Below are 12,392 nucleotides of genomic sequence, written 5' to 3' on the forward strand. Positions count from 1 at the left end.
GACATTTCAAATCGATACAACCGATGTTTGGGACCAATACGACCGATACCGCACAACAGATCCTGCAGGCCGTAGGGCTGGGCGCCGCTGAAGTGCCGGCCAAACTGGCCGCGCTGGCCGCTGTGGATGCGCGTTATCTGAAAGACCTGAAAATCAACGTTTCCAATGCGCTCGACGCGGCAACCCTCGAGAAGAAGGAAGCTTTCCTCGTAGCGCTGTCTGTGGCGGTGAACGAGAAATTGCCGGCATTGCAGGGCGGTTTCGAGCAACTGGCGCTGGCTGCCGGGGCTACGGACAAGGAAGTGGCCGAGGTGATCAGCTGCACTTCGCTCATGAACGCCAACAACGTGTATTACCGTTTCCGCCACTTCGTGGAGAAGGAATTTTATACTTCCGCACCTGCCGGTATCCGGATGAGCATCATGGCCAACCCGGTGATCGGGAAGGAGTTCTTTGAGCTGCTGAGCCTGGTGGTGAGTGCGCTGAACGGCTGCCAGATGTGCGTAACGAGCCACGAAGAAGCCCTGCTGAAGCACGGTACGTCGCAGCAGCGGGTGCTGGACGCAGTGCGGCTGGGTGCGGTGGTGAAGAGCCTGGGGGTATTATTCTAATGGATCATTTGTCCATTATTTTGGACAGTGATTCCGGAGTGTTAATAAAAACACTTCCTATAATTTGATATTTACATAAATTAATGCGACTTTTGCAGTCCAAAATTTTTAGAACATGGCTAGAGTATGTCAGGTGACTGGGAAAAAACCGATTACAGGTCATCATGTATCTTTCTCGAACATTAAGACAAAGAGAAGGTTTCTGCCCAATCTGCAAACCAAGCGTTTCTTTTTGGCAGAGGAAGATCGTTGGATCACTTTGAAAGTGTCCGCAGACGGTCTGAGAACCATTAATAAGCGTGGTCTCTACACTGTTGTGAAAGAAATGCGCGCTGCAGGTAGAAAAGACGTTTAATTCATCGGTATCAACTTAACCAGTATACAAAATGGCAAAGAAAGGTAACAGGGTGCAGGTAATCCTCGAGTGCACGGAGCATAAGAACTCCGGTCAGCCCGGGACTTCCCGCTACATCACCAACAAGAACAAGAAAAACACTCCGGAGCGTCTGGAGCTGAAAAAGTACAATCCCATTCTCCGGAAGGTGACTGTGCACAAGGAAATTAAATAAGGTCGACTTTAATTGCCTGGCTGTTAATCGTTTACGTCTATATTCGATTAGCGCTTGACGATTGACAACCTTAACAATTAACGTTTAACATTTATACGAAATGGCAAAACAAGCTTCAAAGAACTCGAAAGTAAAAGACGCGAAGGCTGCGGCTGAATCCAAAGTGTGGACGAAAGTGATCAAAGCTGAACGTTCTCCCAAGAGCGGCGCTTATACCTTCAAGGAGCAGATCATCCACAAGGATACTGTAACTGAGTACTTTAACAAAAAGTAATTCGGCTTTACTAATCATACTGCACAGAAGCTGTTCGTATTAAGACGGACGGCTTTTTGTGTTTATATCCTTATCTTCGCTCCAGTTTTTTAACCACTAGCATCACCAGTATGGGATTTTTCAATAAGCTCTTTTCCCGCGAAAAGAAGGAAAGCCTGGACCAGGGCCTGCAGAAGACGAAAGAGAGCTTCTTTTCCAAAATCGGCCGCGCCATCGCCGGCAAATCCACCGTAGACGCCGAAGTACTCGATAGCCTCGAAGAAGCCCTCGTTTCCGCAGACGTTGGGGTAGACACTACCGTTCGCATCATCGACCGCATCGAAGCAAGGGTTTCGAAAGATAAGTATATGGGCACCAGTGAGTTGAACCGTATACTGCAAGAAGAAATCGCAGCCATTCTCGTGGATGCCCCCGATTCCGGGTTCCGCGACTTCTCCACCCCCGAAGGCAAAAAACCTTACGTGATCATGGTAGTAGGGGTCAACGGCGTCGGCAAAACCACCACCATCGGCAAGCTCGCATATAATTATAATAAAGCCGGTAAATCCGTCCTGCTGGGCGCTGCCGACACCTTCCGCGCCGCCGCGGTAGACCAACTGACCATCTGGAGCGAGCGCGTAGGCGTGCCCATCGTGAAGCAGCAAATGGGCTCAGACCCCGCAGCCGTAGCATTCGATACCGTGCAGAGCGGTGTTTCCCGCGGGTCGGACGTCATCATCATCGACACCGCCGGCAGGCTGCATAATAAGCTCCACCTGATGGACGAGCTTTCCAAAATCAAGCGTGTCATGAACAAGGTGATCCCCGATGCGCCCCACGAAGTGCTCCTCGTGCTCGATGGCTCCACAGGCCAAAACGCCCTGGAGCAGGCCAAACAGTTTACCGCCGCCACGGAAGTAACTTCCCTGGCCATCACGAAACTGGATGGTACCGCCAAGGGAGGCGTAGTGCTCGCCATCGCCAACCAGTTCAAAATTCCGGTGAAATATATCGGGATCGGCGAGAAAATGGAAGATCTCCAGGTGTTCGACAAAGAAGAATTCGTGGATTCGCTGTTTAGTTTAAATAGCTGATTATCATACATCATTATTGAATAGCCGGAAGTTTTGCTTCCGGCTATTTCTTTTAATTTCTATCGGAAAGAACCCAATCTTTCCACAGATAAAGGAATAATTATATTTGTAGGCCGGCAATTCGCCGGTTAACGAACGAAATGATCAAATGGCCAGAAAAACTTCGAAACCAGGCGCCGTATTCTGCATCCCCCTGGAGGAAAATTTGTTCGCATATGCCAGGCAAATCACTGCCGCGCTTTTTGAGTGTTTCGATTTTTTCGGAAATCAAAGGGAAGATGCAACTGTTGTCGCGCAGCAACCCGTATTATTTACGTTGTCTGTCCACAAATATGTACATACGGATAGTAAATGGGAGCCAATTGGAGAAGTGCCGGTGCCGGAGAATTATCCCATGCCGTTGTTTTTCCACCAGGACATTGGTAATGAAGATATTTGTCATTTGGTGGATACAAAGGGTAACCGGACTTATGTACCACGAGCAGCATGTGTAGGCTACGAGCGTCGTGCTGTTTGGGATTATGAGCATGTGGAAAGCCGGTTGATCGATCATTATCATAACCGGGAGAATAAATGGGAAAAACTTCTCAGGGTTAAGTTGTAACCTGACTTCATAGTAGTAGCGCAGTTTCATGGAGCTGCGCTGCTATTTTAAATAATTACGATAGTTGATTGATATTCTGTTGATTGAGTTGATGAGCTACTTTCTGTTTCTTCGGAAGAAACTGAGGCAACTGTGGATCAATCCCGCCGAAACGCACATCGGGCAATAGCCAAATCGGAACAGAACGGCTTTCCAGCCTTTACGGGGAGTGGTGGGTACCGGGCAATTGTTTTGCATGTTTTTTATAGAGATACCCGTTTTCCGGAAATCTCACCCTTTGCGGACAATTTTCCGGGCCTGCTGAAGGCATTTGTATTTCTGGTTGTCGAACGAATGGCGATTTTTATATCCCAGTTCTTCCGCTACTTTTTCCTGTTGCTTTTTAGGAAGCAGGAACGCCTTCGACAATAACAGCAAACAATGCTGCGTCAACCGCTTGAGCACCGCGTACAGCGGGGCCAACGGGGAATGAGCGGGTTCCGGGCAATCTGCCGGATCAGGGAGCGGTTGGGAAGACAGGCGTTCCCTTTCGCGGAGGCGCTTCAGCCATTGCCGGCGCGCCGCCGCTATGAGAAAATGGGAAGGAGGCGCCGTAAGCCGGAACAACGGGTCCGCCGCCCGTTGGCACAATGCCATAAACGCTTCCTGGAAGGCGTCTTCCGCATCCGGACGGGTACCGCCGCGCAGGAGCACCATGCGCTCCACCGCGGGGAAACATTCGGAATAGAGGGCTTCACAGGCGGGGCGGTCGCCGGTGCGCAGGGCCAGAAGCCATTCATTATTTTGTTGTGGGTCCATCATCCGGTAATACCCTTTCCCCCGAAATATCACCCAACTTTTCCTAAAAACCAATATTTTATCCAATTACCCTTTATGCGCTCGGAATGCAGCAATTCCTTAAATTTGGGATAGTGTCATTTGTTTTCACCCATTAAACCAATTCGTGTTTATGCAAGTACAATCCATAGATCGAGTTGACCATATCACACCGGAGGATTTCAGGAAACACTATTATGAGACCCGCAAACCCTTGATCATCACAGGATTGTCCAAACAGTGGCCAGCCTTCGAAAAGTGGACCTGGGATTATTTCAAGTCTATCGTCGGCGACAGGACCGTGGGCGTCTACAACAACGAAAGGGCAGGGGCCAAAACCCTCGTGAACGGGGCCGATGAATACATCACGTTCGGCCAGTACCTGGACATGGTCGCCACAGGGCCGGTGCAGCTCCGCATCTTCCTGTTCAATATTTTTCAGCACGCCCCGCAGCTGACGGGAGATTTCAACTGGCCCGACGAGCTGGCCAAAGGTTTCCTCAAAAAATACCCGATGCTCTTCGTCGGCGGTGGCGGTTCGGTTGCCCATATGCACTACGACATCGATCTCAGCCACATTTTCCATACCCAGTTCGTGGGCCGCAAACGCGTGCTGCTATTGGACAATAGCCAGTCGGAGCTCATCTACCGCATGCCCATGACCGTGGAAAGCGCCGCCAATTTCGTGGGCTGGGCCGAGCAGCTCGACGAAAACCGTTACCCCGCGCTCAAATACGCCAAGGCGTACACTACGGTGCTGGAGCATGGGGATTCCATGTTCATGCCCGGGGGCTACTGGCACCATATGGAGTACCTGGAAGGTGGCTTCGCCATGAGCCTGCGCGCCCTCGACCAATCGCTCTCCGGCAAGCTGAACGGGCTTTACCACATCGCGGGGCTCCGCAGCGTCAACAACCTTCTCATCAAAATGGCGCCGGAATGGTGGTATCATTATAAAAGGAAAGTAGCCACCCAAAGAGCCGAAAAAGCCATGCGCCGCCTCATGGCCTAACGGAAAATGCAGATATTCAAATAATTTACTTACCTTTGCGTCTTCTCAATAGCTCCACTTAGGCTCATAGTCACTTCAAACAGCTTGCCTGCTGTACTCTCAAGAGCGTGTCTGCGTGTCTTCGTGGCAATTCCGGGACGAAACCGGGAGAAATTAAAAAATTGCTTTTTGAAGACGAGAACTTTAAAGAAAGACAAGGTTAATATTATTACGCTGGGTTGCTCCAAAAACATGGTGGATTCGGAGGTATTAAGCGGACAGCTGAAAGCCAACGACATCGACGTAGTGCACGAAAATGCCAAACGCGATCATAACATCGTGATTGTCAACACCTGCGGATTTATTGACAAAGCAAAGGAAGAATCCATCAACACCATCCTCGACCAGGTAGACCTGAAGGAGAGCGGCAAGCTCGACAAGGTGTACGTGACCGGTTGCCTCAGTGAGCGTTACCGGGGCGACCTGGAGAAGGAGATTCCCGGTGTGGACGCCTGGTTCGGTACGATGGAAATGACCGCCATCCTGAAGAAATTCGATGCCGATTACAAGGCGGAACTGATCGGGGAGCGCCTGCTGAGCACGCCTTCCCATTATGCTTACCTGAAAATTTCCGAAGGCTGCAACCGCACCTGTTCCTTCTGCGCCATCCCGCTCATGCGCGGCCAGCACGTTTCCAAGCCCATCGAACAGATCGTGGCGGAAGCGGAAAGGCTCGTGAAGATCGGCGTGAAGGAAGTGATGCTCATCGCGCAGGAACTGACCTATTACGGGCTGGACCTGTACAAGCAGCGCCGCCTGGCAGATCTGCTCAACGCCCTCGCCGATGTGAAAGGGCTGGAGTGGATACGGCTGCACTACGCGTATCCCACGAAGTTCCCCATGGAAATCCTGGACGTGATGCGCGAGCGCGACAACATCTGTAATTATCTCGACATCCCGCTGCAGCACATCGCAGACCCGATGCTCAAAGCCATGAAGCGCCAGATCACCCGCCAGGAGATCGTGGACCTCATCGCCGGCATCCGCGAAAAAGTGCCCGGCATCGCCCTGCGCACCACCCTGATCACCGGCTTCCCCGGCGAAACGCTGGAAGACGTGGAAGATGTGAAACGCTTCCTCGAAGAAGTCCGCTTCGACCGTGTGGGCGTGTTCACTTACAGCCACGAGGAAAATACTTCGGCTTACGAGCTGGAAGACACGATCCCCGCTGAAGAAAAGGAACGCCGCGCGCAGGACATCATGGAAACGCAGCAGGAAATTTCCCTGGAGAAAAACCAGGAGATGGTTGGCAAAGTCTTCAAAGTAATAGTGGATAAAAAAGAATCCGGCCGATACCTGGGCCGCACGGAGTTCGATTCGGTAGAGGTGGATAATGAAGTGATCATTAACACGGACAGGAAGTTGAAACCCGGAGATTTCGTACAGGTTAAAATTACCAGGGCGTTCGACTACGACCTGGAAGGAGAGCTGGTTTAAACTTTTTGCGCCGGCGTCATTAGATCACCCGGTCCGGTTATTAAAACAACCCCGGGCCACCGAAAAAAATTACATGATTACATTCGAAACATTAGGCTTACAGGAAAACCTGCTTAAAGCCGTTACCGACCTTGGCTTTGTGACCCCGACACCCATCCAGGAGAAAGCCATCCCGGTGCTGCTGGGCGGCGACCGCGACTTTGTGGGCCTCGCACAAACGGGAACCGGTAAAACGGCCGCTTTCGGTCTTCCCCTGCTGCATCAGCTGGATTTGAAGGTCCGACAGCCCCAGAGCCTGATTCTGTGCCCCACGCGCGAGCTCTGCATGCAGATCACCAGCGACCTCAAGAACTTTTCAAAATACCTGGGCGAAATCAACATCGTTCCCGTATACGGCGGTACCTCCATCGGCATGCAGCTGCGCGACCTTAAACGCGGTGCGCACGTTGTCGTGGCAACGCCAGGCCGCCTGCTCGACATCATCGAGCGTGGAGCCATCAACTTCGACAATGTTCGCTATGCGATCCTTGACGAAGCGGACGAAATGCTGAACATGGGCTTCCAGGAAGACATCAACAGCATTCTCTCCAACACCCCTGAAGAAAAAACCACCTGGCTGTTTTCCGCCACCATGCCCCAGGAAGTACGCCGGATCGCCCAGAAATTCATGGAAGATCCGTTCGAACTGACCGTTGGCGGCAAGAACACCGGTAACGCCAATATCGAGCACGAATACTACGTGGTGCGCCCCCGCGACAAATACGCGGCGCTCAAACGCATCGTAGACTTCAACCCCGACATCTTCGGCATCATCTTCACCCGTACCAAGATCGAATCCCAGGAAATCGCGGAATCGCTCATCAAGGACGGCTATAACGCCGACGCCCTGCACGGTGACCTCACCCAGCAGCAGCGCGACAAGGTGATGAAACGCTTCCGGGAAAAGAACCTCCAGGTACTGGTGGCTACAGACGTGGCTGCGCGCGGCATCGACGTGGATAACGTTACGCACGTGATCAACTACGAACTGCCCGACGACGTGGAGAACTACACCCACCGCTCCGGCCGTACGGCCCGTGCTGGCCGCTCCGGCGTTTCCATCGCTATCATCAGCGGTCGCGATATCGGAAAGATCCGCCAGATCGAGCGCGTGATCGGCAAGAAATTCGAAAAAGCGGAAGTGCCCGACGGGTTTGCCGTTTGCGAAAAACAGCTGTTCGCCCTCGTTCACCGCGTACATAACGTAACCGTTAACGAAGAGCAGATCGATCCTTACCTGACCCGCATCTACGAAGAATTCGCGGACCTGAGCAAGGAAGACATCATCCGCCGCTTCGCATCCCTCGAATTCAACGAATTCCTCGAATACTACCAGGACGCTCCCGATCTGAACGTGAAGGAAGGCCCCCGCGGTAGCGACGAACATTCGATGACCCGCCGTAACTCCGGCAAATTCACCCGGCTGTTCATCAACCTCGGTTCGGTAGACAATTTCACCCGTGGCGATATGCTCCGCTTCATCTGCGACAACGCAGGCATCCGCGGCAACAAGATCGGCCGCATCGACCTGAAAGGCGTTTATTCCTTCTTCGAAGTAGAAAACGATGTGGTACCCCAGGTACAGACCGGTTTCAAGAAAGTGGATTACAATGGCCGTTCCGTGAGGATCGAAACTTCCCAGGACGGTGATAAACGCAAGCCCGGTGGCGGCGGTGGTTACCGTTCCTACGGCGACCGTCCCAAGCGCACCTGGACCGGCAGCGAAGACGGTACTTTCCGTCCGCGCCGCGAATTCTCGAAAGGTGCCAGCAGTGGCGGATTCCGTCCGAAACGTGGCTAATTGATTTTTCTTATCAAGAAATATTATACCCGCAAGCGTCAGTTTGCGGGTATTTTTTTACCTTGTACCAAAGCACCCAAAGCCCAGATATGACGACCCATCAACCGAACAAACAAAAGCTCCCCCGCAACGAAGAGCCTTTCAGAGAACTACAGCCCGTTGAGCCCTTTTCCCTGTTTTCCGCCAGGGATGTGGAGCAATTCCAGGCCGGTACGCACGACAGGCTGTACGAGAAATTCGGCTCGCACGGGCTTACCTATGAGGGCAAGCAGGGCACGTATTTCGCCGTGTGGGCGCCCAATGCGGCTTTTGTGTCGGTCATCGGGGATTTCAACGACTGGAACGCCTATAGCCATACGCTGTTCCCTCGGTGGGACAAGTCGGGGATCTGGGAAGGGTTCATCCCCGGGATCAAGGAACAGCAGCTGTATAAATATTTCATCCGCTCCAATTCCGGGGAAGAGCTGCGGAAGGGCGACCCCTTCGCCAACAGCTGGGAGCTGCGGCCGAAAACGGCTTCCGTCACCACGAAACTGGAATATAAATGGAAAGACGCCGCCTGGATGAAGAAAAGAGGGGAGAAGAACGGGCTGGACAGTCCGTTTTCCGTCTATGAAGTGCATCTTGGCTCCTGGCGCCGGCCCGATCCCGACGATCATGAGCGTTTTTATACCTATCGCGATATGGCGGCCATGATGGTGCCTTACGTGAAGGAAATGGGTTTCACGCACGTGGAATTCATGCCCGTGGCCGAGCACCCGTTCGACGGGAGCTGGGGGTACCAATTGACGGGGTTCTTCGCGCCCACGAGCAGGTACGGTACGCCGCAGGACTTTATGGCGCTGGTAGATGCGTTCCACCACGCGGGGATCGGGGTGATACTGGACTGGGTGCCTTCGCATTTTCCGTATGACGACCATGGCCTCTACCGCTTCGACGGGAGCCATTGCTATGAATATGCGGACATGCGGAAAGGGTTCCATCCCGACTGGAACAGTTATGTTTTCAACTATGGCCGCAACGAAGTGCGCTCGTTTTTGCTGAGCAATGCCCTTTTCTGGCTCGATCGTTTTCATATCGACGGGCTGCGCGTGGATGCGGTAGCCTCGATGATCCACCTGGATTATTCCCGTAAACCGGGGACCTGGGAGCCCAACGTGCATGGCGGCGCCGAAAACCTCGAGGCGATCTCCTTCCTCAAGGAAATGAATTCCCGCATTTACGAACGTTTTCCGGACGTGCAGACCATCGCCGAGGAATCTACTTCCTTTTATGGCGTGAGCCGGCCCGTGTTCCTCGGCGGGCTCGGGTTCGGGATGAAGTGGATGATGGGCTGGATGAACGACACGCTCGACTATTTCAAGAAAGACCCACTCTATCGTAAATGGTATCATAACCAGATCACGTTCAGCATGATGTACGTGTTCAGCGAGAATTTCATGCTGCCATTGAGCCACGACGAAGTGGTGCACGGGAAAAGCCCCATGATCTACAAAATGCCCGGCGACGACTGGCAGAAATTCGCGAACCTGCGGTTGCTGTACAGTTACATGTTTACGCACCCCGGCACCAAGCTCCTTTTTATGGGCGATGAGTTCGGGGATACGAAGGAATGGAACTTCAAATCGGAACTGGGCTGGCATTTGCTGCAGCACCCGACCCACGGCAGGCTGCGGGAATTCGTGAAGGCGCTTAACGGTTTATATACCGGGGAAGCGGCGCTTTTCGGGCAGCAGTTCGATCCCGCGGGGTTTGAGTGGATCCATTTGGCCGACCAGGAAAACAGCATCCTCGTGTATGCCCGCAAAGGCGCGAACGGAGACGTGATACTCGTGGTACTGAACATGACGCCGGTGCCCCGTGAAGAATATCCGGTACCCATTCCCTGGGGCAATACCTTCCACGAAATCCTCAACAGCGACGATGCCCAATGGTACGGCAGCGGCGTGGTGAACACGGGGCCGCTTACGCCGGTGCCCGGGCGGTTCGGGCGGCCGTACGACCTTATGCTGAGACTCCCGCCCCTGGGGGCTTCCATCCTGAAAATGGAAACGGAAAAACCGAAAAAGAGCAGGAAAAAAGCATAATACCTTCCCGAAATAATCTGGCCGAAAATTTGTGGTTGAATTCCGGTACCAAACGTCCGGAAACGCCCGGCTGCGCCTTTGGTGCGGTAAGGGCCGTTTTTTATCCGGTGGAACGAATTCTCCAGTCGCCCACCTGTATCCAAACAATAAGCAATAGCATTCGCACGTTAAATTGAGTCGCCATTATCTTGTATTGAACCAGGACCATCATCTGTATTGAACGAAAAACACCGTACGCCTCCGTCCATGCCATATTTATTGAGAACGCTTTAACCGGGTACAACATAAAAACCACATCACCTTTAAAACCAAATCTTTAGTATGAAAAACATCCTCCGAAAAGCTGGTTGGCCCGTACTTCTTATGGGCATACTGTCCGTCGTAATTTACGCCTGTAGCAAAAACGAATCCGCCGCACCCGAAAAAGTGCCCGATGGAAAACAAAAAGTCAGCCTCATGCTGACAGACGATCCCGGGCTGTTCGACAAGGTGAATATCGACATCCGTAAAGTGGAAGTTTTGACGGATACCTGCGCAACGACCGTGCGCAATGACGACGACGATGATGACGATGACGACGATTGGGACGACCGCGACCGTTGCGGTTGGTGGGAAGACTGGCACGACCGCTGGCATGACCGCGACTGCTTCGTGTGGGATTCGCTGGGCGTGAAGCCGGGCGTATATGATATGTTACAGCTGCGCAACGGCCTGGATACGAGCCTGGCAACGGGATACGTTCCGAAAGGGCGCATCAAGAGCATTCGCATCACGTTGGGGACGGAGAATTCGCTCGTGAAAGACGGGGTGACGTATCCGCTGCGTTCCATCAACGGGCAGGTGAAGATCGTGATCCGTGTGCGGCATAACGAGTGGGACGAAGTATCGCCCGACAACCTGCAGCTGTGGCTGGATTTCGACGTGCAGCGTTCCATTATCCGCGTCAGCAACGGCCGTTTCATCCTCAAGCCCTACATCCATGTATGGACGGTGAAACAAACGGGCGCTGTTTCCGGAAAAGTATTGCCGGTGGATGCGCAATCCGTGATCACGGTTTACAACAACGCCGATTCGCTGTACGCATTGCCCGGCCGTAGCGGCGAGTGGAAGGTAAGAGGCCTCAAACCCGGCACCTACAGCGTATTCGTGAATGCCGGCAACGGATATAGAGACACGACGGTAACGGATGTAAAAGTGGAAAGAGCGAGGGAAACACGCATCCCATCCATCACGCTCAAAAAATAAATGCTGATCAGCGCATAACCTATGCGTTTCCTGTATAAGGCCGTTCCCGAAAATGGAGCGGCCTTTTTACTTCCGGAAGACTTGTTGGTTGATAAAAAATATTAATTTGTGGGATCGAAAAATCATGAGTATGAAACGCACGGGCATTATGATCCTGTTAGGCTGCGGCCTTTATTTCTCCGCCGGCGCGCAAAGCGCGGAAAACCGGGTAGACGCGAAGAAGCGTAAACAGGGTGTGTGGATGGAAAGGTTGCCCGCGCTGCGGGAAGACCCGGCGTACATTCTGGAGGGCACTTACCTGAACGACCGGAAGGAAGGCGTTTGGAAAAAGACGACGGAAGATGGCGATGTGGTGGCGGAAGAAACGTATAAAAACGGCGCGCTCGACGGGCTGTGCAAATATTATTACCCCAATGGAAAAATAATGGCGACGGGCAGGATGCTGGCCATCGACCTGGAAGGACAAAAAGATACCGTTGTGACGATCGATGTTACGACGGGCGAGGAGAAGCTTGTGGAAGTAACACGTAAGGGTCATTCCGTGCGCCACGGCGAATGGAAGCTCTATGACGAAGACGGCGGCGTGCTCCGGGAAACCTATGAAAAGGGGGAGGTCAGCGAGTCGGTAATGCAGGAAAAACGGCGTGCCACACAAACTCCTTTGCCACATGAGGCACAGCCGGCGAAACGCGGTGGCAGAAAAGAATAAAAACATACCAAAACTAATCCGAAAGACGCGTTGTAACGTATATTTTTATACGGAAAGGAATCCTTATATTTATTCA

The 12,392-nt window shown here is 52.7% G+C and carries 13 protein-coding genes; 12 read left to right on the forward strand and 1 reads right to left on the reverse strand.

Going from position 1 to position 12,392, the window contains the following annotated elements; all coding sequences use genetic code 11:
* Window positions 1–23: 23 nt before the first annotated feature.
* The 6 genes from WJU22_RS15815 (at window position 24) to WJU22_RS15840 (ending at window position 3,131) form a co-directional block, all read left to right on the forward strand.
* Complete coding sequence (locus tag WJU22_RS15815) at window positions 24–611, forward strand: carboxymuconolactone decarboxylase family protein (protein ID WP_341839150.1); 588 nt, start codon at window positions 24–26, stop codon at window positions 609–611.
* 115 nt (window positions 612–726) lie between these two features.
* Entirely contained in the window at window positions 727–966 is a 240-nt protein-coding gene (gene rpmB, locus WJU22_RS15820) for a 50S ribosomal protein L28 (protein ID WP_126249338.1), read from the forward strand.
* Window positions 967–997: 31 nt separating this feature from the next.
* Window positions 998–1,180 carry a 50S ribosomal protein L33 gene (rpmG, locus tag WJU22_RS15825; RefSeq protein ID WP_089918539.1) on the forward strand — a complete coding sequence of 61 codons (183 nt, stop codon included), beginning with the start codon at window positions 998–1,000 and terminating at the stop codon, window positions 1,178–1,180.
* Between the two features lie 100 nt (window positions 1,181–1,280).
* Entirely contained in the window at window positions 1,281–1,454 is a 174-nt protein-coding gene (locus WJU22_RS15830) for a DUF4295 family protein (RefSeq protein WP_126249337.1), read from the forward strand.
* Window positions 1,455–1,564: 110 nt separating this feature from the next.
* Window positions 1,565–2,527, forward strand: a complete 963-nt coding sequence (gene ftsY / locus WJU22_RS15835) for a signal recognition particle-docking protein FtsY (protein WP_341839151.1) — start codon at window positions 1,565–1,567, stop codon at window positions 2,525–2,527.
* A gap of 148 nt (window positions 2,528–2,675) precedes the next feature.
* Window positions 2,676–3,131: an Imm26 family immunity protein gene (locus WJU22_RS15840; RefSeq protein ID WP_341839152.1), complete on the forward strand. Its 456-nt coding sequence runs from the start codon at window positions 2,676–2,678 to the stop codon at window positions 3,129–3,131.
* Window positions 3,132–3,401: 270 nt separating this feature from the next.
* Here WJU22_RS15840 and WJU22_RS15845 read toward each other — a convergent pair whose 3' ends face one another.
* The gene (locus tag WJU22_RS15845) at window positions 3,402–3,929 is read right to left on the reverse strand and encodes a sigma-70 family RNA polymerase sigma factor (RefSeq protein WP_341839153.1); all 528 of its coding nucleotides are present in this window, start codon (window positions 3,927–3,929) and stop codon (window positions 3,402–3,404) included.
* Window positions 3,930–4,080: 151 nt separating this feature from the next.
* On the opposite strand from WJU22_RS15845, the gene WJU22_RS15850 reads away from it, so the two are divergent.
* The 6 genes from WJU22_RS15850 to WJU22_RS15875 all read left to right on the forward strand — a co-directional run bounded on the left by WJU22_RS15850 (window position 4,081) and on the right by WJU22_RS15875 (window position 12,316).
* Window positions 4,081–4,959, forward strand: coding sequence for a cupin-like domain-containing protein (locus tag WJU22_RS15850; protein ID WP_341839154.1), 879 nt, complete (start codon window positions 4,081–4,083; stop codon window positions 4,957–4,959).
* Between the two features lie 168 nt (window positions 4,960–5,127).
* Window positions 5,128–6,435, forward strand: a complete 1,308-nt coding sequence (gene rimO / locus WJU22_RS15855; RefSeq protein ID WP_341839155.1) for a 30S ribosomal protein S12 methylthiotransferase RimO — start codon at window positions 5,128–5,130, stop codon at window positions 6,433–6,435.
* Window positions 6,436–6,508: 73 nt separating this feature from the next.
* Entirely contained in the window at window positions 6,509–8,275 is a 1,767-nt protein-coding gene (locus tag WJU22_RS15860) for a DEAD/DEAH box helicase (protein ID WP_341839156.1), read from the forward strand.
* Between the two features lie 89 nt (window positions 8,276–8,364).
* Window positions 8,365–10,362, forward strand: coding sequence for a 1,4-alpha-glucan branching protein GlgB (gene glgB / locus WJU22_RS15865; protein WP_341839157.1), 1,998 nt, complete (start codon window positions 8,365–8,367; stop codon window positions 10,360–10,362).
* 321 nt (window positions 10,363–10,683) lie between these two features.
* Entirely contained in the window at window positions 10,684–11,607 is a 924-nt protein-coding gene (locus WJU22_RS15870) for a DUF4382 domain-containing protein (protein ID WP_341839158.1), read from the forward strand.
* 130 nt (window positions 11,608–11,737) lie between these two features.
* Window positions 11,738–12,316: a hypothetical protein gene (locus tag WJU22_RS15875; RefSeq protein WP_341839159.1), complete on the forward strand. Its 579-nt coding sequence runs from the start codon at window positions 11,738–11,740 to the stop codon at window positions 12,314–12,316.
* Window positions 12,317–12,392: the final 76 nt, after the last annotated feature.

Origin of the sequence: Chitinophaga caseinilytica (assembly GCF_038396765.1) — a bacterium.
Classification (GTDB): domain Bacteria; phylum Bacteroidota; class Bacteroidia; order Chitinophagales; family Chitinophagaceae; genus Chitinophaga; species Chitinophaga caseinilytica.